The sequence below is a fragment of the Burkholderia sp. BDU5 genome, assembly GCF_001522845.1.
In the GTDB taxonomy this organism is placed as follows: Bacteria; Pseudomonadota; Gammaproteobacteria; order Burkholderiales; family Burkholderiaceae; genus Burkholderia; species Burkholderia mayonis.
The window spans coordinates 135860-160017 of record NZ_LOWC01000157.1; the positions used below are offsets into that span (position 1 = coordinate 135860).

The following is a 24158-nucleotide window of genomic DNA, read 5'->3' on the forward strand; positions in this document are numbered from 1 at the left end:
AATCCGATGAACATGGCAGAAAGCCACCTCGATCCTTCTCATCGCGCCGCGGCGCCGGCCGGTGTCGGCACGGCGACGGGGCAGCATCCGCTCGCGCCGCTGAACCCGAAGATCGAAGTCAATAATCTGAACTTCTTCTACAGCAAGTTCCACGCGCTGAAGAACATCAACCTGCGCATTCCCGAAGGCAAGGTGACGGCCTTCATCGGCCCGTCGGGCTGCGGCAAGTCGACGCTCCTGCGCACGTTCAACAAGATGTACGCGCTCTATCCGGAGCAGCGCGCCGAAGGCGAGATCCTGATGGACGGCGAGAACCTGCTTCAGTCGAAGCTCGACATCTCGCTGCTGCGCGCGCGGATCGGCATGGTGTTCCAGAAGCCGACGCCATTCCCGATGTCGATCTACGACAACATCGCGTTCGGCGTGAAGATGTTCGAGCGGCTCACGCGCTCGGAAATGGACGACCGCGTCGAATGGGCGCTCACGAAGGCGGCGCTCTGGAACGAGGTGAAGGACAAGCTGAGCCAGAGCGGCTACGGCCTGTCGGGCGGCCAGCAGCAGCGTCTTTGCATCGCGCGCGGGATCGCGATCCGGCCCGAAGTGCTGCTGCTCGACGAGCCGTGCTCGGCGCTCGATCCGATCTCGACGGGGCGCATCGAGGAACTGATCGCGGAGCTGAAGAGCGACTACACGGTCGTGATCGTCACGCACAACATGCAGCAGGCGGCGCGCTGCTCGGACTACACCGCGTACATGTATCTCGGTGAGCTGATCGAATTCGGCGAAACGGAAAAGATCTTCATCAAGCCGACGCGCAAGGAAACGGAAGACTACATCACGGGCCGCTTCGGCTGACCGGATGACGGAGAGCAACAATGTCGGATAAACATCTGTCGAGCCAGTTCGACGCCGATCTCAACGCGGTGTCGTCGAAGGTGCTCGAAATGGGCGGCCTCGTCGAGGCGCAGATCACCGAGGCGATGCATGCGCTCAACGAATTCGACCGCGCGGCGGCCGAGCGCGTGATCGAAGCGGAAGAGCGCCTCAATCACATGGAAGTCGAGATCGACGAGGAGTGCGGCAACATCATCGCGCGCCGCCAGCCGGCCGCGCGCGACCTGCGCCTGCTGATGTCGATCTCGAAGACGATCACGAACCTCGAGCGCGCGGGCGACGAGGCCGAGAAGATCGCGAAGCGCGTGCGTCGTCTCGTCGACGAGCCCGCCGCACGCGCCGTGAACATCGCCGAGATCAAGGTGTCGGGCGAGATGGCCGTGACGATCCTGCGCCGCGCGCTCGACGCGTTCGCGCGTCTCGACACGGTTTCCGCCGCGCAGATCGTCAAGGACGACAAGGAGATCGACCAGGAATTCCGCGCGTTCGTGCGCAAGCTCGTGTCGTACATGCAGGAAGATCCGCGGACGATCTCGGTCGGCCTCGATTATCTGTTCATTGCGAAGGCGATCGAGCGGATCGGCGACCATGCGAAGAACATCGCCGAATTCATCATCTACATCGTGAAGGGCACCGACGTGCGGCACCAGCCGCGCGACACGCTCGATCGCGAAGCCAATAGTTAACTCTGACGTCAAGGACGGACCGAGGTGCCGATGCCCAGCAACATTCTCGTCATCGAAGATGAGCCCGCGATTTCCGAATTGATTTCGGTGAACCTCCAGCATGCGGGACATTGCCCGATTCGCGCATACAACGCCGAACAGGCGCAGAGCCTGATCAGCGACGTGCTGCCCGATCTGGTGCTGCTCGACTGGATGCTGCCTGGCAAGTCCGGCATCGCGTTCGCGCGCGATCTGCGCAACAACGAGCGCACGAAGCACATCCCGATCATCATGCTGACCGCGCGCGGCGACGAGCAGGACAAGGTGCTCGGCCTCGAGATCGGCGCGGATGACTACGTGACGAAGCCGTTCTCGCCGAAGGAGCTGATGGCGCGGATCAAGGCGGTGCTGCGCCGTCGCGCGCCGCAGCTCACCGAGGACGTCGTGTCGATCAACGGGCTGCGACTCGACCCGGCGACGCATCGCGTCGCGGCGCACGCGGAAGGCAGCGAGATCAAGCTCGATCTCGGCCCGACGGAGTTCCGTCTGCTGCATTTCTTCATGACTCATCCGGAGCGCGTCCACAGCCGCACGCAGCTGCTCGACCAGGTGTGGGGCGACCACGTGTTCGTCGAGGAGCGCACGGTCGACGTGCACATCAAGCGGCTGCGCGCCGCGCTCAAGCCCGCCGGCTGCGATGCTATGATCGAAACCGTTCGCGGCAGCGGCTATCGCCTCGCGAAGCACGCGTGACGGCCCGCGGCGCGTGGGGTGCGCGCCGCGCCGGGCTCATCGTTTTCATCTTTCGTCGGGCGCCGAATCATGAATATCATCTGGGCGCGCTTTATGGTGTCGCTCGTCTTGCTCGCGTTCGTCAGCGTGGCGATCGGCGTGTTCGCAGGCCCGGTGCCGGGTTTCGCGTTCGCGCTCGTGATGCTCGTCGCGCAGGGCTTCTTCAGCACGTTCCACACGCAGCGCCTCTGGCGCCTGCTCGACGCGCCGGTATACGGCGAGGTGCCGAGCGCGCCGGGCATCTGGGGCGAGATCTACTACCGGCTGCACAAGCTCGCCAAGCAGTGGCACGCGCAGGTGCGCCAGGTCGAGCAGCAGCATTCGCGCTTCATCCAGGCGATCCAGGCGTCGCCGAACGGCGTCGCGATGCTCGACGACCGCGATCAGATCGAGTGGTGCAATGCGATCGCCGAAGTGCATTTCGGGCTCGACGCGAAGCGCGACCTGCGCCAGCACGTCACGCATCTCGTCCGTCATCCGGACTTCGTCCGCTACCTGAACGGCCAGCACTACGACGAGACGCTCGTGATGCGCGGCATGGGCGGCAACCGGCAGAACGTGCTCGCCGTACAGGTGTTTCCGTACGGCGAGAACCGCAAGCTGCTGCTCACGCAGGACATCACCGAGCTCGAGCGCACCGACGCGATGCGGCGCGACTTCGTCGCCAACGTGTCGCACGAACTGAAGACGCCGCTCACCGTGCTGTCGGGCTTTCTCGAGACGATGCGCGAGCTGCCGCTGTCTGACGACGAGCGCGCGCGCTATCTCGAGCTGATGGAGCAGCAGGCGTTGCGGATGCGTTCGATCGTCACCGATCTGCTCGTGCTCGCGAAGCTCGAAGGCGAGGGCAAGCCGCCCGCCGATCGCGCGGTCGACATGCGCACGGTGCTCGACCATCTGAAGGACGATGCGCAAACGCTGTCGAACGGGTATCACGAGATCTCGTTCAAGGTCGACGAGACGCTCGCGGTGACGGGCGCGCAGACCGAGATCTTCAGCGCGCTCGGCAATCTCGTGACGAATGCGATCCGCTATACGCCGGAGGGCGGGAAGATCCGCGTCGAATGGCGCCGCGACGGCGCACAGGCGGTGTTCTCGGTGATGGACAGCGGGCTCGGGATTCCGGCCGCCGATCTGCCGCGGCTCACCGAGCGCTTCTACCGCGTCGACCGCAGCCGCTCGCGCGACACGGGGGGCACGGGGCTCGGGCTCGCGATCGTCAAGCACGTGCTGCAACGGCACGATGCGCAACTGACGGTCCAGAGCGAGGAAGGCCGTGGCAGTACGTTCACGGCGCGCTTTCCTGCGCACCGCACGATCAGCCGGCGGCACGCGGCGTGATGTACGGCGTGGCGCGGTGCGCTCGATGAGTGCGCACCGCCCGAGGCCGTCGCTTCGTTTCTTCCCGGTTTAGCCGAGAACAGGGCGGCAGCAAGCCGGCGTCGCGAATCGAAGGACGGCGCGCGACGGCCGCGCGCCGCCGCTCGAGCGACGCGCGCTGTCGCCAGTCACGTGCAGAATTTCGCGAGGAGCCCGAGCTGCGCATTGCGCGGCGCCTTGCCCGCACGGCGGCGGCGATAATGGCCGTCGCGCTGCATGAGCCACGCGGACTGATTGTCGCCGAGGAACACCGACAGCCCTTCGGCGATCACGCGGCGCTTCAGCTTGCGGTCGCGGATCGGGAACGCGACTTCGACGCGGCGGAACAGATTGCGGTCCATCCAGTCGGCGCTCGACAGATAGACGAGCTCTTCTCCGCCGGCATGGAAGTAGTAGATCCGGTGATGCTCGAGAAATCGCCCGATGATCGAGCGCACCGTGATGTTGTCCGACAGTCCCGGCACGCCGGGCTGCAGCGCGCACACGCCGCGCACGATCAGATCGACCTTCACGCCCGCCTGCGACGCTTCGTAGAGCTCCGCGATCACGGTCGGCTCGAGGAGCGCGTTCATCTTCGCGACGATCCGCGCCCGCTTGCCGGCGCGCGCGTTCTCGGTTTCCGCGCGGATGTGCTCGATGAGCCGCGGATGCAGCGTGAACGGCGACTGCCATATCTCGTGCAGCTTCAGCTCGCCGCCGATCCCCGTCAACTGCTGGAACACGTGGTGCACATCTTCGCAGAGCGTCGGCTCGGCCGTCATCAGGCCGAAGTCGGTGTAGAGGCGCGCGGTGCGCGGATGATAGTTGCCGGTGCCGAGATGCACGTAGCGGCGCAGCATCGACTTGCCGTTGTGCGTCACGCGCCGCACGATCAGCATCATCTTCGCATGGCACTTGTGCCCGACGACGCCGTACACGACGTGCGCGCCGACCGCCTCGAGCTGCGACGCCCAGTTGATGTTCGTTTCTTCGTCGAAGCGCGCGAGCAGCTCGACGACGACTGTCACTTCCTTGCCGTTGCGCGCGGCTTCCATCAGCGCGTCCATCAGCGGCGAATCGGTGCCCGTCCGATAGATCGTCTGCTTGATCGCGACGACGCTCGGATCCTGCGCGGCCTGCAGCAGCAGCTCGAGCACGGGCTGGAAGCTCTCATACGGGTGATGCAGCAGGATGTCGCCGTGGTCGATCGTGTCGAACATCGACGGCGCGTTCGCGACCGCGGACGGAATCGACGGCGCGAACGGCGTGAACTTCAGCTCCGGCAGGTCGACGAGGTCCGGCAGTTGCATCAGCCGCACGAGATTGACGGGGCCGTCGACGCGATAGCAGTCCTTCTCGGTCAGGCCGCTTTCGTCGAGCAGGCGCCGCACGAGATGCGGCGGCGTGTCCGCCGACACCTCGAGGCGCACCGCGTTGCCGAGATGGCGCGCGGGCAGCTCGCCCTGCAGCGCGACGCGCAGATTCGTGATTTCGTCTTCGTCGACGAAGAGCTCGCTGTTGCGCGTGATCCGAAACTGATTGCAGCTCTTGACGAGGAGCTTCGGAAACAGCTCCCCGACGAAGCGCTGCATCAGCGAGCTCAGCAGCACGAAGCCGTTATGGAAGCCCGACAGCTCCTGCGGCATCCGCACGAGGCGCGGCAGCGCGCGCGGCGCCTGCACGATGCCCATCACCGCCTGGCGGCCGAACGCGTCGCGACCTTCGAGCTCGACCACGAAGTTCAGGCTCTTGTTGAGCACGCGCGGGAACGGGTGAGCGGGGTCGAGGCCGATCGGCGTGAGGACGGGCAGCAATTCGTCGACGAAGTAGCGGCGCGCCCATTCGATCTGCGCGTCGCTCCACGTCTCGGTGCCGTGAAAATAGATGCCTTCCTGTTCGAGCGCGGGCAGGATCGTTTCGTGCAGCATCGCGTACTGCCGGTGCACGAGCCGCTGCGCACGCTCGACGACGAGGTCGTACACATGCTGCAGCGACATGCCGTCCGGCGCGAGCGCCCCCGGGTTGTCCCGCATCTGCTCCTGGAGCCCGGCCATCCGGACTTCGAAGAATTCATCGAGATTGCTGCTCGTGATGCAGATGAAGCGCAGGCGTTCGAGGAGCGGGACGTGCGGATCGGCGGCTTGGGCGAGCACGCGCTCGTTGAAGCCCAGGATGCCGAGTTCACGATTCAGAAGCGGATAGCGGAGGGACATCGGCAGAGAATACGGAAAGTCAGGCGCAGACTCGAAAGGTCGCTCGGAAATTCTCACGGTGCGATGACGTAGTGATGACGGTTTGATGTTGGTCGCCAAATCATACGCTCGAAAATCGGGGATTTCATAAAAGTGCCCTCTAGATACAATGAAGGTATGCGACACCCGGCCGCCGCCGACACCGGAAGCCGCGCAGCGCTTAAAATGGCGCCTTTGATCTTTTCGGTGCGCGCGGCCTCGCCTGCGCGGCCAGGCGAGAACGGAGCCCCCTCGATGGTTACATCCCCGCATTTACTGGCTGCCGTCGATCTCGGCTCGAACAGCTTCCGGCTCATCGTCGGGCGCGTCGAGGAGACGCCCGCCGGCAGCCAGATCTATCCCGTCGACGCGCTGCGCGAGCCCGTACGGCTCGCCGCCGGCCTGTCTCGCGACAAGATGCTCGACCGCGCGTCGCAGGAGCGCGGCTGGGAAGCGCTCAAGCGCTTCGGCGAGCGGCTGCGCGATTTTCATCCCGATCACGTGCGCGCGGTGGCGACCAACACGCTGCGGGTCGCGAAGAATGCCGGCGAGTTTCTCGCCGAGGCCGAGGCGTCGCTCGGCTTCCCGATCGAAGTGATCGCGGGCCGCGAGGAGGCGCGCCTCATTTACGCGGGCGCCGCGCATTCGGTGCCGGCGAGCGCCGGCAAGCGGCTCGTCGTCGACATCGGCGGCGGCTCGACCGAGTTCATCATCGGCCAGCATTACACGCCGCTCGTGATGGAAAGCCTCTACATCGGCTGCGTGAGCCACAGCCGCGCGTTCTTCCCCGCCGGCAACGTCGACGAATACACGATGCGGCAGGCCGAGCTCGCGGCGAAGCGCGAGATCCAGATCATCTCCGGCGACTACAAGAAGGCGGGGTGGGATCAGGCGATCGGCTCGTCCGGCACCGCGCGCGCGCTCGCGGAGCTCGTCGAGGCGAACGGATTCAATGACGCGGGCGTGTCGCACGGCATCTCGCGCGGCGGCCTCGAGCGCCTGAAGCGCGCGATCATCAAGGCCGAGAACGTGAACCGCCTGAAGCTCGTCGCACTGAAATCCGACCGCGTGCCGGTGCTGGCGGGCGGACTGTCGATCATGCTCGCGGTGTTCGAGGAGCTCGGCATCGACTACGTCGACACGACGGACGGCGCGCTGCGCCTCGGCGTGCTGTACGACCTGCTCGGCCGGACCCAGCACGAGGACATGCGCGCGGTGACGGTCGATGGCTTCATGCGACGCTACGGCGTCGATCGCGCACAGGCGGCGCGCATCGGCGCGCTCGCCGCGCGCTTCTACGATCAGCTCGGCGAGCCAGAAGGCGAGGATCGCGAGGAAAGCCGCACCTTCCTCGGCTGGGCGGCCGCGCTGCACGAGATCGGGCTGTCGATTTCGCACAGCGCCTACCACAAGCATTCGGCGTACATTGCGAGCAACGCCGACATGCCGGGCTTCTCGCGCACCGACCAGGCGCGCCTCGCGGCGCTCGTGCTCGGTCACGTGGGCAAGCTCGGCAAGCTGTCGCAGTCGCGCGACGTCGAATGGCCGCTCTTGTTCTGCCTGCGCCTCGCCGCGCTGCTGTGCCGGCGCCGCAACGACGCCGGCCTGCCCGAGATCAACGTCGCGCAGATGAAAAAAGGCGGCTACGAAGTGCACCTGCCGAGCGCGTGGGTTCAGCAGAATCCGCTCACCGACTACAGCCTCAGCCAGGAGGCGGCCGAGTGGGAGAAGGTCGGGATTCCGTATCGCGTCGTCTATACGGGGGCGTGATTCGGTTGCGGCGTCGCGGCACGTTTTGTGGTTGCGTTTGTTGCCGCGTTTGTGCCGCGAGCGCGGGTACGCGGGTTTTCCTTTGCCGTCGCGCGATCGGCGCGCCGAACCGTTGCCGCATATGCGCGTGTCGAGCTTCGGCTCGCGCATGCCGCCGTGCGCATCGTGCGCAAGCCTGGGCGGGATGGGGCGGGCCGTCGACGCGGTGCTGGCCACGCGGCGCAAGCGGCCGCACATTTCGAGATGCTTACGGCGATGTGCAGACGATCGCCGTCAGAAACGGAAACGCATTCTTGACGACCGCCTGGCTGCCCGCCTCGCGCACCTTCGCTTCCACTGCGCTCTTCGATCCCCGCACGACGACGCCGTACGCCCAGTCGCCGATCGGCTCGCCGTCGCCGTGCGTGAAGATCGGATCGTTCGCCTGATAGCCGAGTACGACGTAGACCGGAAAGCCGTACGCGGTCAGCGAGCGGTTCGTGCGGAACGCGTTCATCGAGTTCGCTTCGACGTGCATCGGCTGCGAGCGGATCGCGCCGCTCGCGACGAGCGGCGCGACGAACGCGTGGCCTGTCGACGAGCAGTCGAGCGCGGCGTCGAGCACTTGTGCATCGGCGAGCGCGGGCGATGCGCTTGCGAGCGTCGCGATCGGGATCAGGAGTCGGATGATGAGGCGGAGTGAATCGTTCATGCGATGGTGAATGCCGGACGGGCGGCAGGTTGTCGGCGGCCCAAGGTGGGCCGATTGATCGGAATCGGGCGGGAAAGGTGTGCGGCGTCGTGTGCGGCATCGAGGTCGCGGTCCTTTCGATCGGCTTTCTTCTCTCGAGCCTGACGGATCGGCGCGGGTTGCCGGTGCGGACTCGTCGGCGCAGTTCGCCTGATGATAGCGAAAACGTTCGGCACGCGCAGGCGGATTGGCTTGGGGGGGTGAGACGGGCGCGTCTGCGAGCAGCTTGGTTGGAGGCGTGCGGATTTGCAGCGAGGGGGACGCGATGCGCGAGTGGGCGACGTGCGCGTAGGCGACGTGCGCGTAGGCGACGTGCACATGAGCGATGTGCGCTTGGGGACATGCGCGTTCTCAGCGATCGACTCTAGCGTGGCATGCGATCTATGATGGGCGATGCACAACACCCGAGCGATCGGTCCCGCCGTCTTGGGCACGCCGCACGCGACCGCATCCATCGAACCGCGCCGGAAAGCGCGCCGTGTGCGACCATTCGTACGACAAGAGTGAACATGTGATGCATCGTGCCGACGCCGTTCCATCCGACGCCCCGTGCCGCGGCACGCACGCGCGGCGCCGCTACCGCCTCGGCTGGGCGTGGTGCGCCGCGGTGACGCTCGTCGATGTTGCGTGGCTGCGCGCGGGCGGCTACGCGCTGCAATGGTCGGGTGTCGCTGCCGCCGCGCGGGCGATCGCCGTGTGCGCGGCGTTCTCGATCGTGTTGAACGGCGTCGCGCGCGTGCCGCGCTACGCGAAGGCCGCGACACGCTTCCGCTATCGCGAGGCCAGCCGCACGCTTGCGTGGCTGGCGCTCCTGGCCGCGTTCGTCGCGGCGGCGGGCATCCTGTCCTATCTCTGCGTGACATTGAGGCCGCCGCTCGTCGACGACGTGCTGATTCGCCTCGACGCACGTTTCGGCTTCGACTGGCCGGCCGTCTACGACCGGGTCCTCTCGCATCCGGCGCTGGAGCGCGCGTTCGCGTTCGCGTACGACAGCGCGAAGTGGCAATTGATCGGAATCCCGATTTGGCTGGGCCTGACGGGGCGCGACGAAGCACTGTCGGAGTTCGTCGTGCTCTTCATGATGACGAGCGTGCTGGTGCTCCTGATTTCCGCGCCGTTTCCGGCGGCGAGCGCGTTCCTGCATTTCCGGGTGTCCGATCTGGCCGCATTGTCGAGCGTGAGCGATTTCGTGCGGCTGCGGGACGGGACGCTGCACGCCTTCGACCCCGCGGCGCTGCAGGGCACAGTGTCGCTGCCGTCGTTCCACACGGTGCTCGGCGTGCTGTTCGCGTATGCACTGCGGCGCGTGAGCGTCGTCGCGCCGCTCGCGCTGCTGTTCAACGGCTGGATGATCGCGTCGACGCCGACGCAGGGCGGGCATTATCTGATCGACGTGCTGTCGGGACTGCTCGTCGCATTCGCCGCGATCGTCGCGCACCGATATGCGAGCGGCGAGAACCTCGGCGTCGACCGCGCGGCGTCTGTTGTGCGCGGGCGGCTTGCGGTCGCCGAGCCGCCGGCCGGCAGCGACATGGCATTCGCACGACGCGACGCGCACGCATCCAGATCGAACGGCGACGCCTGATCTGCACGCGGGCCGCGCGACACCATTGCTTTTGCCGGATTCGCTTGCTATCACGGATGACAGCGGATGCTCGCATCGAGTGGCGTTCGCTCGCCGTCGACGAAGAACGATAAGGAGGATGTGCATATGGCCAGCCCGACCGCCCACAAGATCATGATTGTCCGGCACGCGGAGAAATCGACCGGCGACGATGCGCCGTACGGCGTGAACGCGAAAGGCGAGCAGGACGTCGAAGCGCTCACCGTGTTCGGCTGGCAACGCGCGGGTGCGCTCGCGGTGTTGTTCGCGCCGAGCCGCGGTTCGCTGCAGAGCGCCGGGCTCGCGACGCCCGATTGCCTGTTCGCGGCGGCGGTCGCGAAGCATGCGAAGAGCGAGCGGCCGATCGACACGATCACGCCGCTCGCGCACAAGCTCGGGCTCGCGATCTGCGACACTTACACGAAAGGACAGGAAAAGGCGCTGGCGGAGGCGGCCGTCGCGAGCAAGGGGAGCGTGCTGATCGCGTGGCAGCACGAGGATATTCCGACGATCGCCGATGCGATTCCGCTCGGCAAGGACACGGTGCCGCAGAAATGGCCGGACGATCGCTTCGATCTCGTCTGGGTGTTCGATCTCGATGCCGCGAGCGGGAAGTATCGGTTTAGTCAGGTGCCGCAGCTTTTATTGAAGGGCGATCGGAATAGCGTGATCGAATGATCGACGGCGTGGGCCTGGCGTGTCGTTTCGTTTTCGATTAAACGAATTGCGGCGTCGCGCTTCGTCTTGCGCGGACGCGGACCATAACCGGATCGTGAAACCAGAAGATCGGGTGCAGTAATGGCAGATGCAATCTGGGATCAACTCGAAGCCTTCGCTCGTGAAGAGCTTGGGCGGCCGATCTTCGGAGGTTCGCTGAAATTGACGCCGGACAGCCGACTTGAAGAGGACCTTCGCCTGACTGGTCTTGATGCCGTTGAGTTCATTGATAAATGGGCTGAGACATTCGGCGTTGCAGCTCAAGGCTTTCCATACAACCGGTACTTCGGCCCCGAGAGTCTCGACGTGATCAAGTCGGTCCTTGGGCTATTTTCCAAGAAGTACCGAGACCCTGAGCTTGTCCCGTTGACGCTTGGGCTGCTCCAGGATGCTCGCTGAGGCAATGCGGCAGGGGCGGTGGGATACGGCTGAGATTGAAACGGCAGAGCGAGTAAGCGTGGTTGAGAAGTGCCCAAACTCTTTGCGGATCGCAAACGGGGGCATCGATGGAGCAGCCCGGTCGCAGGCGTCTGGAAGTCCTTCGTATCGCGATTCCGAGGGCGTTGAGGTCGCTCATTCGATGCCTGGCGCGTATTGCGGACCCGCTTTCAAAGTGGGCGGCAATCATCGCCGTATTCGCTGGCGGTGGATGGGCCTTCTATAAGTTTGCCATCGCTGGTGCGACAGACTGGGCGATCAACCTGTCGGTATCAGCGCAAGTTTTTCCTTACCACGACAATCTTGGGTTGCTCGTGATTCACGTCTGTTCGAAGAATCCTCTCGACAACGAGGTGAGCCTAGATCCCAAGAGGGACGCCTATAAGGTGGCGATACAGCAGATTCCTGAAGGGAAGCCCGTGGGGACTGTCGTCGATCCACAGGATTCCCCGGTGTCCGGGCTGTTCTCTCGGACGATAAACATGATGCCTCCCGATGGGTACACATTTCTGCCCAAGGTTGAGTTCGACGATGCGACGGGAGTTGTCGTCCCGTTGGGCAGCAGACTATGGATTACGGCGGAGCTGGACTATGAGGGGGACTACGTGGTGGCAAACGAAGTCATAATCGTTCCCGGCGGAACTGCTGGCGATAGCGGGCATCCTGTAACGTCGCGCGCGATTTGACACTGTTTCGCGACCGTTTTAGCACTCCCACCAGCACCGCCCTTCGCGCTGGAATTGGCACAAAAGGAACGCAAAGAGATTGCCTCAGTATTCATCAGAACAATTCGCCCTGCTGGGGCATCTCTGGCATCGGATATGGCACTCCACGCTTTCGCATGAGACGACGTTGCGCATTGGCCCGGACGGCGCGCCGTAGACGATCCGCCTCAGATTCCGGCATCAGGGTCGTGCTCGCATCGGGTACGTCGATGTGCTCCAGGCAGTAGTCGTAGCTGTCGAAGTACGATTTGCGACCGGCAGAAACATGCAGCCAACCGCGATACTGGGCATGCTCGCGGCATAGCGGCACATCGCACGTGTATGGTGCGGCTAAGGCGCGAACCGGGAACTCGATGCCGTCGCGGCCGCGTTCATAGCCACCGATTGGCCAACCAAGCTTGAAGTCACAGAGCAACGTCGCAGGTTGGTTACAGTAAAAACACATGGGTTTCATGGTCGGTTTCGCGCATGTTTTGGCACGTGAAGCAACCGCCCTCTGGATATCACTGGAAGAGTGGAAATTCTGGTCTGTCACCCAGACGCGGTATCATCCGCAAACAAACAAGTCCACGAGGGGAACAATGGATCGCCAAGATTTCTACGAAACACTTGCCATGGCCGGGAACGACAAAGCTGCCATCTTCAGAGCACTCCGCTCCATGCCCATCGATGCCGTAGCCGACGTCTTGAACTACGTGCCTGCAGAATACGTCAACGTGCGCGCTGCCATCCCCGCGATGGCACCAGAGGGTGTGCAGATTTCGTGGACTGGCTCGGCCGGATACCCTTTACTCATGCAGAGTTGCGCATTCGTGCGCGCGCTCGAGAATGGATATAGGCGCTTCAACGGTCGCGGACTCGACGATGCGGAGATTCTCGACTTCGGGTGTGGATGGGGCCGCCTGATTCGGCTCATGTACAAGTTCACTGCTCCGGATAATATTTATGGTTGCGATCCGTGGGATCGGTCGATCGAACTCTGCAAACAGAGCAATGTCCAGGCCCATCTGGCCGTCTCGGACTACTTGCCCTTTTCGCTGCCGTTCCCCGAGGCGAAGTTCGACCTGATCTACTCCTTCTCCGTCTTCACACACCTCTCCGAGCGGGCCGCCACTGCCGCGATCACTGCATGCCGCAAGTCCATCAAGGAGAACGGCATGATGGTGATTACCGTGCGACCGCTGTCCTACTGGGACCACCACGAAGAGGCGCAAAACAAGGTCGATCGCGAGCAAATGAAACGAGATCACGCCACGCGAGGCTTTGCCTATACCCCTCACGATCGGCAAGCCATCGACGGCGACATCACATATGGCGATACGTCGATCTCACTCGATTACATCCGCGCCAACTGGCAAGATTGGGACATCGTTGGAACTGATTGCTTTCTGCAGGACCCGTTCCAAACGCTCGTATTCCTCCGGCCGCGTTAATGGTCGGGACGCGGCGGCGGCATGTAATTCGCGCCGTCGGCCGTCGTCCACCCCACGCCGACAGGCGAGTCCGGCGGCAAGACATTTGCCGTCGTACCTTCCGGTGGTTGCCACGATTCGGTATTGCCATCCCATACGACGACATTCGTCACCACTCCGTTTTCGACAATTGCGTAGCCTGTGGTTGTCATGCGTATTCCTCTACAAGAACTAAGCCGTTTGACCCTGCAGCGCCTCCAATAGCGGTGGCGCCGGCACCAACGGCTCCACCACCACCGCCTGCCCCAGGTGAGGACGGTGCTGAGCCACCTTTGCCACCGGCGCCGAATGGCGAATCGCCGCCCTGACCACCGAGCACATAGGCGAGAGAGGATGCTAATCCAGCCCCTCCCAATGAACAACCACGCCAAACAATGGTGTTTCCGGATGGAGTGCCGCCGCCATTGTTTGCCTGACCGGTGTTGATGTACGGAGGCGCGCCAGCACCTCCTGCCGAGCCTCCCAGACCTCCGACTACACTGACTAATGAGCCAATGCTCGTCGTGCCGCCCTGACTGCCGAAGTTGAATCCGGCCGCGCCACCGGCACCGCCAGCGCCGATCGTGATCGTTTGACTCGAAAGCCCGGAAGGTACGATAAATTCCTTGTACTCCCCACCATTACCGCCGCATGCAGCAGCAGATTGAGATGCGTTGGTCGCACCGCATCCGCCGCCGCCGCCACCGCCGCCCACCAACCGAAAGCGCGCTTTCGATGCCGTTACGATACGTCCGGCGAGGATGTATGTCCCCGGCATGTACGTGCCACTAGCGGAAAACACCTGCGCCCCGAGATAAAGGCCAAGCGCCTGGTCGGAACGCAGGGCATGCTGCGCTTGAGTTGCACGTGCAATGCTGAAAAGTTGTGTCGAGTCGCCGTTGAGCTTGGCAAACAGCAACCGGAGTGCCGCCAACACTTGGGTATTGTTGTTCGGATCAAGCACCAACCCAATAGCTTCCGGAATGGCAGCAAGTTCCTCCTGCACGGCTTGCATGAAGGGCCGCGTAACAACCGTTCCCTTGATCCCTTGCGACGGATCGCCCGCTTGCCAGTTGCCATCCGGCGTGTTGATTCGCTGCATGATTACTCTTCCTGGTAGATGAAGTAGACGAACGTGTCGGCTGGCTTCAGGTCTTGGAACACGGATTCGAGGATCGGGTCTGCGAATGTCAGGAGCGGCTCGCCAACCGCGCTCTCGTCGACGCGGAAGTAGATTTCGAGCGAAGGCGAGCCGTGTACGATCACGCCCCATTCGTAGATGATGTCCTCGATCCATAGCGCGTCACCCACCGAGTTTTCATCGACGCGAAACGGGTCCGGCTCGATGATCTCGATGCGATAACCGAGCGCGGCCGCGAGGCGCGTGAAATACGGAATCGACATGCCGCCGGTCTCATTGACCTTCGCGACGACGATCGACACGCGTTGCTGCAGCGTCGTGTCCACGGCCGGCGTGATGCCACACACACGCTCCCAATCCGGCAATAGCTGCTGTGCGAAGAACGGCGTGATGCCGTTCACGATCGTTTCGGCGTCGGCGAATGCGCGATCGAGCGCCTTCCCCTCGGCAGCCAGCTCGACTGCGAGATGCGACTCACGCGGATCGTATGAGACGGGAGGGAGCAGCCGCCCGAGCAACTCGGCGTGTTCGTTCATACCATCGGCCTCAACGTCACCTTGCCGAGCCGGCACCACTCGATCACCTGCGCATTGACCACCGGAACGACGTTGGCCGCCGGGCTATCCAGTACGTAGTCGTCGACGCCGAGCGTGTCGTTGATGACACCGCCGATGCGGTTGCGAATGACCGTGTCACCGGGCGATACGATCGCGTTATAGGCTTCGAGACCGGATTCCACGGCGGCCTGGGCCGCATCGAGCGTGATGCCGTTCAGCTTGACGGCCGCCGTGACGTCGTATGGCTTGATCGACGGCACGACGACGCGCGTATCCTTGGCTCGCACCGGCCGCTGATCGTCGATGTGCGCTTGGGCCGACTTCAACACATCGTTAGAAGGCAGGCCATCCTCGGTCACGATCACCACGTCGACCGTGCCGAGTCCGCGTCGCAGCGGATAAACGAACGCCGCCGTCACGCCCGGCACCTCCATCGCCCATTGCCAGTAGTCGTATTTGTTGCCGCCGGCTGGCGGACGACGGATGCGTTGCAACAGGCGTGCGAGCAGGCTGTCGAGCGTTTCGATCGGCGTGCCGCCGCGCAGGCTCACGATCGTCAGCGTCGCGTCGATGTCGACCGGCGGCACGGTGAGCGTGAGCGCGTCACCATCCTGGCGATTCCCGACGATGCCGGCGTCGACGGCCGAGACGGCGACAACGAGATTGCCCGTCGCGTCGAACGTGCCGCCGCTCGTCGTCACATAGGCCGTGCCGTCCTGGTACTTCGCGCTCATACCGCTGGCGACCTGGATGCCGGGCTTGCCCGTCGCGCGCGCGGTGCCGCTCGCGACGACGGCCGGCTTGCGCTCGATGCCGCGCAGGCGCGCGTGAAGAATGAGTTTGTCTTCGTCGGCCGTGTCCGGAAAAATCTGCTTGGCGGTCCAGACCTGGTGCGCGTACAGCCCTTCGATCGCGCTGGCCGTGCCGCTCGCGCGCACGAAGTGATCCGAATCCGGCCCGACGTCGGCTTCCGGGCGCTGATTCTTGATCTCGCGAAGAATGTTTTCGCGAATCTGGTCGAGAGTCAGAACGGTTGCCGGCATTACGACACCTTGACCGAATGTTGGAAGTGGCGAACGTCGCCCGTGGCGTCGACCACTTCGATGAGCAGAATGAGCCAGCCTTTTTCGGCGGACGCGGACGACACCGACACCTTGCGCGCGCGGCCGTCCTTGACCAACGGGGCGAGCGCTTGCTCGGCGTATTGAACGGCGAGACGGCGCACGCGGGGCGTATCTTTCTCGCGCGCCAGCGTATGCAGCAGCGACCCGACGTCGAGCGCGGCCCACCAGGAGCCGAGCGGTGTGGCAAGGCGGATATACACGGCATTCGCAAGCGTCGTCGTTTGCGTGCCGGTATATCCGCCAGTTTGCGGGTTCAGAAGTGCGTCCATGCCGCGATTGTGATCGCGCGCGCGTGGACAATTCAGATGATGGAGGTCAGTGAGTGCCGCTGATGTCAGGCGACAGGGGTGCCCGTGACGCTGCCCGTTTCCGGATGCTTGTGGCCGTTGAAGCTCTTGCCGCTGATCACGGCATCCTTGTCGACGTTCAGGCTGTCGATGCGCGCGCCGTCGCCACCCGACATCGACATGCCGCCCTTGCCGGTGATCTGCTCGGCCACGTTGAGCGCGTGATCCATATTGACGGTCGGCGTCTTGAAGTTGACCGATTCTTCGGCTTCGATGTTCAGCGTCTTCGTCTTGATGTCGATGACGCGGCCGCGAGCGAGGACGATGGAATCACCTTCGTCCGTGTACAGCGCCACCTCGCCAGCCTTCAACGCCTTCAACCGATACTGACCATGCTCGGTCGCGATGACGATTCCATGACTCGTCTTGCCGCCGACCGGCACCACGACCATCATCGTGCCGGCCGGCGGCGAACTGGTGTAGCCGTAGTGTTGGAATAGTTCGAGGTCGACCATGTTCTCGCCAGCGAGACCTTCGCCGCGAACGGTCGCGGTCGGGCCGTTTGTCTGCACGCCACCGATCATTCCTCGGAAGGCTTGCCGAATGCCGGAAACCGCACGCTGGATGCGCTTGTCGATGTCCTTGATCATTTCATGATGCTCGCGTCGATGGTGGCGTCCGTGACTTCGATCGATGGTCCGCCGCGTTTCTTCTTCCGATGCTTGCGGCCCGAATGCGGATGCGCGTCGAGAATCCACACGCCATCTTCCTTCAGGGTCAGCGTCGTGTGCGTGCCGCCTGGACGGCCACCCGTGAATCGACGCGCCATCAGGAAGTAGATGGCGTCGATCCCGTATTCCTCCCATACGACGTGCACCCGTTGGCCCGGCTTCCACAGCACGCCGTCCGAGGTTCGGTGTCCCTTGACGCTCGCGCGCAGCGTGTGCGCGGCGAGTGCCGAGTCGGAAATGATCTTGCGCGCACGCGCTTCGGCCGCTGCCAGATTGGGCGCGTCGTGGTCGACGACTATCTTGGGGCGGTACACCGGCACATCCTTGTCTTTCACGGTCGCCTTGATGGCGTGCTTGCCGGCCTTCGATCCGGTGCCGTGCGCCTGGCCGAGCACCGTCACTTCCGAGTGTCGCTCGGCGATCGACAAATCCTCGTCGAACCACTCGACGTTGTTGCCCTTACCATCCTCGCGCAGGATCAGGCTCGCGACGGGCGGGGCATTGTAGTCCGGCCCGCCGACCACGAGCGTGCCGTCCGGATCGAACCACGGCCACAAACCTTCACCCTCGGCCGCGTGAACGAGCGCGTCCCATGCCGTGTCACCCGGGTCGACGCTGATCTTGTCCCACGTCGACTGCGCGCGCGCCGTGTCGATACGAATCTTCCTGATCCCGAGCGGTTTAACGATGTTCGCGACCACCTCCGCTAACGTGACCTGTTTAGCCGTGAAAATCGGTGCCGAGCAGTCGCGCAGGATCGCGGCATAGTCCCGGCCGCTGATCGACAGCGTCTTCTCGGTCTTGCTGGTGCGGCGACGCACCTGGTCGACGTAGCCGACGAGCACGGTATCGTCGCCGACCTTGACCTCGACGTGCGCGCCCGACTTGACGGCGTCCGGCATCTTGCCGGACGGGCGCGTGAGGCGCACGTCCCACGCGTCGGCCGGCGTAAGCAGATCGGAATCGATCGAATACGACGACCAGGCACTATGCGCCTTGCCACCGATCAGCAGCGTCACATCGTTATTGGGCGAAGCCACGGACAATGTCTCCTCGCTGAATGAAGTTCGGATTGCGGATCTGTGAATTCAGGCGAAGAAGCTCCGTCGAGCGCAAATAGTCTCCGTACCAGAGATGCGCCAGCAACGTGAGGTTTGACGGCGCATCAACCGTGCGCGAAATGATCGGCGGCAGGACGTCGATCACCTTGATCGCCAGCTCCTGCACCGACAGTGCCGTCTCTTTTAACGGCTCGATAACGGGCCGAGCCTGTTCGACCGGCACGGCCGCGCGTACGGCGTCGATCGCGGCCTGGATCAATTCACGCGTATCGTTCGCGATCTGCTCGACCTGATCCGGCGTCAGCGTCGGTGTGTCGGCCTCATTCGCCAGGACGGCGGATGCGACGCTGGCCGTCACCGTGGCGACGACAACCGCCGTGACGGCCGTGACGAGCTGGATGTCCGATGCGTCAGCGGCAACGGTGCTAGGACGTGCCGGCGCATACGGCGTGGCGGGGTCGGTCGAGCTGCTGGGTGCGGCCGTCGTGGCCTGCGTGCCAGGAATGACGAGCGGCTGGCCAGCGGCCGACGCGGCAGGCAGCTTCACGACCGTCTTCATCTGGTCGCGCATGTCGTTCCAGTCAGACATGACGAGTCCTGGATCGAACGAACGGAAATCCGCGATACCGCTGACCAGGCCGATCAGGTCCGACGCGAACGCGCCCGGCCAGGACAGATAATCGACCGTCGCACGTCGAAAGCCGACGACAAGCGCCGTGATCGGACCGAGCGTCTCGCTCAGGACATCGCGCAAAGCATTGAGTCGGCGCAGGCCAGCCTTCATCGTCTTGAGCAGGCCGACTGCTCGCTCGAACATGCTGGTGCCGGCATCCTGCGCGGTGGTCGCGAGCTGCGCGGCGGCGTCAGCGGTTTGCGTCGGCCGCTGCTCAATGAAGAACGGATTGGCCGGCGTCGAGCGCTTGAACCGCATCTCGATCACACACGCGTCGACGTTCTCGGCATCATGCGACACGTGCGCGCCAATGAGCTGCATGCTCGGCATCGACCCGAACACCGGATGGATCAGTTCGCCCGGCCCCTTGATCGCGAGTGCGCCGAGCAGCGCCTGCATCCGATCCTCGTAATCGTCGCCGAAGAAGATCGCGGTAATACTGGTGGTGTGCGCCTTCAGGCCGAGATCTTCAACGTCTTCGCCGTCGACGTGCGGCACCGCGTACTCAGCGGTATCGCGGTCGATCGTATCGTCCGTGCGCTGCGCGTCGAACGGCACGCCGCGAAACGAAGCATCGAGCAGGCTATCTTTCCATGCCATATCAGAATCTCCGCGCCGCCTTTTGGCCGGCCATCGTGACGAAGTCGTAGAGATGCTGACCGTCCAGATTGATGGTGAAGTGTCCCTCGACAACAGGCGGCTTCTCGTCCTTCTTCTGCGCGAAGATCGAGTCGCCGATCATCTTGCCGAGCTTCTCCCCCCATTCGTGGCCGAAGTATCCGGCGACGGCCCCGACGCCCGCGCCGACGATGTTGCCTGCGACGGGAACGACCGAGCCAAGCGCCGCGCCGGTCGCCGCACCAGCAGCCATCCCGGCAAGACCACCAACAGCACCGCCGGCAACACCGACGTAAGCGGCTTTCTTCTCGTCAGCCGTCTTCGACTGATCGCCCGCGATCGAAAACGCCTCGAGGCCGCTTGCGATCGCCAGCAATGGGCCACCACGCGTGCCGATGGCTTTCGCCATGCCGGCGAACCGCGCGCCGAATCCCGCTGCGCTGGCCGCGCCTGCGACACCTGCGCTCGCCAGCCCGGCATCGGCTGCCGCCACGGCGCCGGCAGCGCGGCCGCCGGTCACAAACCGCATCAGACCCGCGCCCAGGAGGATGGCCGTCAGCCCTTCGAATGCGAGCGTGGTGCCGGCAATTGCTTTCGCGAGGCCCGGGTATTCCTTCGCATAGTTCGCGAGCTTCGACGCCGCGTCGCCGAGCTGGTGATTCAATCCGCGCAGGGCGTCCATCTCCGCGATCTCGGCCTCGTTCTTGAGCTGCTGCGCCTTGAACCCGTCCATCGCTTTCACGACGTCGAAGTCGCCTGCGATCGTGCCGCCTCCGCGATCCCATTCGTGCATGGCGGCTTCATACACCTCCTGCCGCTTGTGCTTCTGCGTGATGTAGCCGGTCAGCGCCATCACGGACTGCTGGTTGCCGAACAGCTTGCCGATCGCCGAACCCTGCAGCAGGTTCGCCATGTCCGTCAGCAATTCCTTGTCCTCGCCCGGTTTGGCGGTTTTCAGTTTGCGCTGGATTTCCTGGTACTTCTTGTCGCTCTTGAAGATCGTCTCGATCGTCGCCTCAATCGCGTCGAGCATGTCGCCGCCGCGCGCCAGGGTCCGCATTTTGACGCCCTCGAAATCCTTGATGCCGGCGCGTTTCGCCGCGTGCGCCAGCTCCCGGCTCGACATCTGGTTGAGCAGGTCGGTCACGTTCGTGCCGGCCTGACCGGCGGTGCCGGCCGTGGACATCGCGGTTTCGTTCAGCGCCAGAATCTTCGCGTAGCCGCGCGCGCCCGAGAAACCCGCATTGCCTGCGGCCGCCATCTGCGCCGGAAGGTAATGGCTCAGGTCCGGGAACTTGAATTCACCCATGTGGCTGGCGACCGCCCCCATGTCCAGCACACGCCCGGTGTCGTGCTCTTCAAAGCGCAAGTTCTGCACGGCCTTGACCGCGACGTTGCCCAGGTCGACCGGGTCGGCTCCCTCGGCTTGCGCGCCTCGCTGCAGTTTCGGCAGAAGCTCGAACGCGGCTTTGTGTCCAAGCGCGTCGTGAGCCATCAGTTTTTCGAGGGATTCCATCGCTTGGTCGAGCGTCCCGCCACCTTCCTGAACAGCCGCGTAAACAACGGCTCGCAGCTCATCGGTGGCCTTCACGCGATCCTTCGGTGCAAGGTTGCGATAGCTGGTGTTCGCGATCATCGCCAGATGCTGATCGAACCGCATTGCCTGGCCCACCGGGCCGGACAGTACACGCGCGCCCGCATAGGCTCCGGCAATCCCTTCGCCGACGCGCAGCATGCCGTGCGAGCCGCGAGCCAGCAGGCTTTCCCGTTCGACCGTCTTGCCAAGTTCCTTGTTCAGCTCGGCGACCTTGCGCTGAACGGCTGCGAACGCGCGCGCCTGTTCGTTCGACGACGAGAAGCCGGCCCGCGCGAGTCGGTTGTACGACGCGACCGTCTGATCGATTTCGCGCCGGATCGTCTGTTCCGATCGAATGTCGAGCTGCTGACGGGCATTGGCGAGCCGTTGCGACCCGGTTAGCACGTTACGGTTCGCGCGCTGATACGCCGCCTCGGTCTGCGCGACATTGCGCTGTACCGCTTGCTCGGCCTGCGCGCCGGATGTCATGCGAACGTTGTACAGCATCCGGCTCGTCGACACGGCGACGCGCGACGCGTCGGTATAGGTCTGCGCCGTCTGGCGCACGCTGCGCTGGACATTGCGTTCGGATTGCTGCGCCGGCGCGGACACCTGGTCGCGCATCCGAATGGTCATGCCGACGGCGAGATCGCGAGACATTCCTATTTACCCTTGCGGCGTTTGCGCCGCATGCTTTTAACGGTCGGCCCGGTCTTCCCGGGGCGACCGTTCGAACCCTGTCCGCGCAGCGTGGCGAACGCGGACAGGTAACCCTCCAGCTCCGGTTCGCTCAGGTTCCGGACTCGCTCTTCGCTGAACCCGCAGGGTCCGAGGACGAGGACGGCGAGTCGGAAGTTGCGGAGGTGGGTTTCCTTTCCTTTCGCTTTTTTTTGAGCAGTTCCTGCACGGCGTACAACTGGTCATAGTCGACGTCGATCGCCGTGCCGATCAGTTCGGGCGTGATCTCTTCCTTCGGGACAGTGCCGAGCGACAGCAGGCACGACGAGATGATCGCCGCGTTGACGCGCATGTTCGACACGCCGCCGCCGAGGATCGACGGATGCTCATAGGCCGAGATGTTGTCGTCGACCGTCGCGAGACGCAGCTCGAAGTCGTAGTGATACTGGCCACTGCCGGCCGGATATTCGATGCCGTAGTCCAGCGAACCTTTTTCCGTCATGATGCTCATTCCGTCACCCGTCGAGTCGAGAAGATGGTGAGGTCGCGGCGCGCCTCGTTTTCCACGCTGTACTGATCGCCCATGTCGAGCGTGACGCAGTCGTAATAGCTCACGCGCTGGCCGCCGGGCGACACCGGGAACATGGTCAGCTTGCCGCCTTCCATGTTGAACCAGTCGATCTCGTCGCCGTCGAGCGGGATCACGACCGTCACCTTCAGCTCGTGTTCCTCGACGCCACGCGCGAAGCCCTTGACGCGGCCCGTGCGATTCATCGTCTTGACCGGCTTCTTGCCGGTCTTCGACGTCGGCGACACGCTCACGACCTCGGCCTCCTGGCCGTCGACCTCGAGCACGATCGCGCCAACGTATTCTTCCAATGCCATAGCTGGCTCCTATAGTGTTGCGAAGGGTGTTACAGGATCAGGTCGATCCGGCCGGCGAACACGTGCAACCCGTTCACGACGTCGCACGGGATCGCAGCATTGAGCTGGTTGACGTCCTGCAGATCGCGCTCGACGATCAGCTTGTCCTTGTTTGCGTCGACGTTCTCGATGATTTCCAGCTCTTCCAGCTTGTAGAGCACGTCGAGCAGTTCGCTACGCACCTTCGGCGGCGTCTTCTCCGACAGCTTCTCGCGCGGAAACCGCAGCGCAATGCGCTGCTGACACGCCTTGCGAACGTAGTCGAGCGTGCGGATCGTCGTGATGTCGAGCAGCGCCGGATCATCGATGCCCTGCGCATCCTTCGTGTACGTCGTGATCGACCGGACGATCTGCACGACGTTGCCCGGGCCGATCTCGAACGGCGTCACGCCGTTGTGCAGCGCCTTCTCCTGCTCGGTGCGCCCGGGCTGCGACGGGATCGGCGTCACGTCGAGACCGGTCAGCGCGAGCGTGTTCAGCGGCCGTGCCGGGTCCGTCTCGCTGGCGATGACGGCCGCATAGGCGGCGGCGATCTCGGCCGGCAAGCACACCGAACCCGGGTGCCAGCCGATCGTGATCCGGCCCGCGTCGAGGTCGCCGGCCAGCGTGGTCGCGGTGGCGAGCGTCGCGGGCGTGCCAGCGACGCTCACTGCCGGACGCTGTTCGAGCGGCCCCGAGATGCTGTCCAGGTGCGTGCGCAGCTTCGTCAATGATTCCTTCGTCGGCCAGCACGTCGCATACACGTTGTACTTCGCGCCGTACACGGCCGCGAGCGCCGGGGCGATGTCGGGATCGTTCAGGCCGCCCGTGAACGCCGTGATCGTCGCCGTGACGCCGGCTGCCTGGTTGAGCTGAGACAGGACGATGTCGTTGCCGAACGCGCCCTTGTTCTTCGTCGTCAACGTCACCTTGCCGTTGACCGAATCCGCCGTGACCGGCAGCGCCGTCTTCTGCGCGATCTGAGCCGCGAGACGCGTGGCAATCGCCGTTTCCGTGTCGGTCGCGTACACGGCGATGTCGACCCGGGTGTTGCCGATGATCAGCGCGAACGCGCCATCGGTCGCCGCTGGCCCCTTGAACTCGACCGTTCCCTTGGCCGGCTGGCCGGCCTGCGCGTCGTCGACGGCGATGACCGTCAGGCTGACGTATTTGTTCGCCGTGATCGCCGCGACGGCCGCGATGTGCGCGAGCGAGCCTGCGCCGAAGTACAGCGCCGCCTGGTCGCCGGAGAACACATCGATCGGCTTCAGCGCCGGGACCGTCCCGTCAGCGGTACGCTGCCCGACGATGATCACGGTCTGATCGTTCGCCGGCAGCGTGCGCACGGCGAGCTTCGTGTTGTATTCGAAATACTTGCCCGGCTTGCGGATGCCCGACGGGATCGTATCGAAAGCGATGTTCTGGCTTGCCATC

The 24158-nt window shown here is 64.1% G+C and carries 24 protein-coding genes and 1 pseudogene; 10 read left to right on the forward strand and 15 right to left on the reverse strand.

Annotated elements, in window-relative coordinates; all coding sequences use genetic code 11:
- Positions 1 to 6 precede the first annotated feature (6 nt).
- From pstB to phoR, 4 genes are all read left to right on the forward strand, one after another.
- Positions 7 to 855: a phosphate ABC transporter ATP-binding protein PstB gene (gene pstB, locus WS69_RS24725; protein ID WP_059473284.1), complete on the forward strand. Its 849-nt coding sequence runs from the start codon at positions 7 to 9 to the stop codon at positions 853 to 855.
- A gap of 20 nt (positions 856 to 875) precedes the next feature.
- Entirely contained in the window at positions 876 to 1580 is a 705-nt protein-coding gene (gene phoU / locus WS69_RS24730) for a phosphate signaling complex protein PhoU (protein ID WP_059473285.1), read from the forward strand.
- A gap of 30 nt (positions 1581 to 1610) precedes the next feature.
- Entirely contained in the window at positions 1611 to 2312 is a 702-nt protein-coding gene (phoB, locus tag WS69_RS24735; RefSeq protein WP_010102857.1) for a phosphate regulon transcriptional regulator PhoB, read from the forward strand.
- 69 nt (positions 2313 to 2381) lie between these two features.
- On the forward strand, positions 2382 to 3692 hold the full coding sequence (gene phoR, locus WS69_RS24740) for a phosphate regulon sensor histidine kinase PhoR (protein ID WP_059473286.1): 1311 nt from the start codon (positions 2382 to 2384) through the stop codon (positions 3690 to 3692).
- Positions 3693 to 3859: 167 nt separating this feature from the next.
- Here the strand turns inward: phoR and ppk1 are convergent, their stop codons facing one another.
- Positions 3860 to 5923, reverse strand: coding sequence for a polyphosphate kinase 1 (ppk1, locus tag WS69_RS24745; RefSeq protein WP_059473287.1), 2064 nt, complete (start codon positions 5921 to 5923; stop codon positions 3860 to 3862).
- A gap of 273 nt (positions 5924 to 6196) precedes the next feature.
- Here ppk1 and ppx point away from each other — a divergent pair, with 273 nt between their 5' ends.
- Complete coding sequence (ppx, locus tag WS69_RS24750) at positions 6197 to 7711, forward strand: exopolyphosphatase (protein ID WP_059473288.1); 1515 nt, start codon at positions 6197 to 6199, stop codon at positions 7709 to 7711.
- A 247-nt stretch (positions 7712 to 7958) separates the two neighbouring features.
- Here ppx and WS69_RS24755 read toward each other — a convergent pair whose 3' ends face one another.
- Positions 7959 to 8402, reverse strand: a complete 444-nt coding sequence (locus tag WS69_RS24755) for a hypothetical protein (protein WP_059473289.1) — start codon at positions 8400 to 8402, stop codon at positions 7959 to 7961.
- A gap of 553 nt (positions 8403 to 8955) precedes the next feature.
- Between WS69_RS24755 and WS69_RS24760 the strand changes: the two genes are divergently transcribed.
- From WS69_RS24760 to WS69_RS34330, 4 genes and pseudogenes are all read left to right on the forward strand, one after another.
- Positions 8956 to 10026 carry a phosphatase PAP2 family protein gene (locus WS69_RS24760; protein ID WP_059473290.1) on the forward strand — a complete coding sequence of 357 codons (1071 nt, stop codon included), beginning with the start codon at positions 8956 to 8958 and terminating at the stop codon, positions 10024 to 10026.
- 126 nt (positions 10027 to 10152) lie between these two features.
- Positions 10153 to 10722, forward strand: coding sequence for a hypothetical protein (locus WS69_RS24765; RefSeq protein WP_059473343.1), 570 nt, complete (start codon positions 10153 to 10155; stop codon positions 10720 to 10722).
- Positions 10723 to 10842: 120 nt separating this feature from the next.
- A pseudogene (locus WS69_RS24770) lies at positions 10843 to 11200 on the forward strand (DUF1493 family protein); the annotation flags it as partial.
- A gap of 67 nt (positions 11201 to 11267) precedes the next feature.
- Positions 11268 to 11885 carry a hypothetical protein gene (locus WS69_RS34330; protein WP_197419310.1) on the forward strand — a complete coding sequence of 206 codons (618 nt, stop codon included), beginning with the start codon at positions 11268 to 11270 and terminating at the stop codon, positions 11883 to 11885.
- 94 nt (positions 11886 to 11979) lie between these two features.
- Here WS69_RS34330 and WS69_RS32185 read toward each other — a convergent pair whose 3' ends face one another.
- A complete protein-coding gene (locus tag WS69_RS32185; RefSeq protein ID WP_082716454.1) occupies positions 11980 to 12378 on the reverse strand; it encodes a hypothetical protein in 399 nt (132 codons plus the stop codon).
- Between WS69_RS32185 and WS69_RS24780 the strand changes: the two genes are divergently transcribed.
- Complete coding sequence (locus tag WS69_RS24780) at positions 12368 to 13357, forward strand: class I SAM-dependent methyltransferase (protein WP_082716455.1); 990 nt, start codon at positions 12368 to 12370, stop codon at positions 13355 to 13357. The genes WS69_RS32185 and WS69_RS24780 overlap by 11 nt on opposite strands.
- Here the strand turns inward: WS69_RS24780 and WS69_RS32190 are convergent.
- From WS69_RS32190 to WS69_RS24830, 12 genes are all read right to left on the reverse strand, one after another.
- Positions 13354 to 13548, reverse strand: coding sequence for a hypothetical protein (locus WS69_RS32190; protein WP_082716456.1), 195 nt, complete (start codon positions 13546 to 13548; stop codon positions 13354 to 13356). The genes WS69_RS24780 and WS69_RS32190 overlap by 4 nt on opposite strands.
- The gene (locus tag WS69_RS33770; protein WP_156438380.1) at positions 13545 to 14477 is read right to left on the reverse strand and encodes a glycine-rich domain-containing protein; all 933 of its coding nucleotides are present in this window, start codon (positions 14475 to 14477) and stop codon (positions 13545 to 13547) included. The genes WS69_RS32190 and WS69_RS33770 overlap by 4 nt, the downstream gene beginning before the upstream one ends.
- Before the next feature lie 2 nt (positions 14478 to 14479).
- Entirely contained in the window at positions 14480 to 15052 is a 573-nt protein-coding gene (locus tag WS69_RS24785; RefSeq protein WP_059473293.1) for a YmfQ family protein, read from the reverse strand.
- A complete protein-coding gene (locus WS69_RS24790; protein ID WP_059473294.1) occupies positions 15049 to 16116 on the reverse strand; it encodes a baseplate J/gp47 family protein in 1068 nt (355 codons plus the stop codon). Before WS69_RS24790 ends, WS69_RS24785 begins: the two co-directional genes overlap by 4 nt.
- Positions 16116 to 16466: a phage GP46 family protein gene (locus WS69_RS24795; RefSeq protein ID WP_059473295.1), complete on the reverse strand. Its 351-nt coding sequence runs from the start codon at positions 16464 to 16466 to the stop codon at positions 16116 to 16118. Before WS69_RS24795 ends, WS69_RS24790 begins: the two co-directional genes overlap by 1 nt.
- A 65-nt stretch (positions 16467 to 16531) precedes the next feature.
- A complete protein-coding gene (locus WS69_RS24800) occupies positions 16532 to 17134 on the reverse strand; it encodes a phage baseplate assembly protein V (protein WP_059473296.1) in 603 nt (200 codons plus the stop codon).
- The gene (locus WS69_RS24805) at positions 17131 to 18255 is read right to left on the reverse strand and encodes a phage baseplate assembly protein (protein ID WP_059473297.1); all 1125 of its coding nucleotides are present in this window, start codon (positions 18253 to 18255) and stop codon (positions 17131 to 17133) included. Before WS69_RS24805 ends, WS69_RS24800 begins: the two co-directional genes overlap by 4 nt.
- The gene (locus tag WS69_RS24810; RefSeq protein ID WP_059473298.1) at positions 18239 to 19549 is read right to left on the reverse strand and encodes a DNA circularization protein; all 1311 of its coding nucleotides are present in this window, start codon (positions 19547 to 19549) and stop codon (positions 18239 to 18241) included. Before WS69_RS24810 ends, WS69_RS24805 begins: the two co-directional genes overlap by 17 nt.
- A gap of 1 nt (position 19550) precedes the next feature.
- On the reverse strand, positions 19551 to 21803 hold the full coding sequence (locus tag WS69_RS24815; RefSeq protein WP_059473299.1) for a phage tail tape measure protein: 2253 nt from the start codon (positions 21801 to 21803) through the stop codon (positions 19551 to 19553).
- Between the two features lie 130 nt (positions 21804 to 21933).
- The gene (locus tag WS69_RS24820) at positions 21934 to 22332 is read right to left on the reverse strand and encodes a hypothetical protein (RefSeq protein ID WP_059473300.1); all 399 of its coding nucleotides are present in this window, start codon (positions 22330 to 22332) and stop codon (positions 21934 to 21936) included.
- Positions 22329 to 22706 (reverse strand): hypothetical protein, encoded by a 378-nt coding sequence (locus tag WS69_RS24825; protein ID WP_038779318.1) that lies wholly within the window; start codon positions 22704 to 22706, stop codon positions 22329 to 22331. The genes WS69_RS24820 and WS69_RS24825 overlap by 4 nt, the downstream gene beginning before the upstream one ends.
- A 29-nt stretch (positions 22707 to 22735) precedes the next feature.
- Complete coding sequence (locus tag WS69_RS24830) at positions 22736 to 24157, reverse strand: phage tail sheath C-terminal domain-containing protein (protein WP_059473301.1); 1422 nt, start codon at positions 24155 to 24157, stop codon at positions 22736 to 22738.
- Position 24158 lies beyond the last annotated feature (1 nt).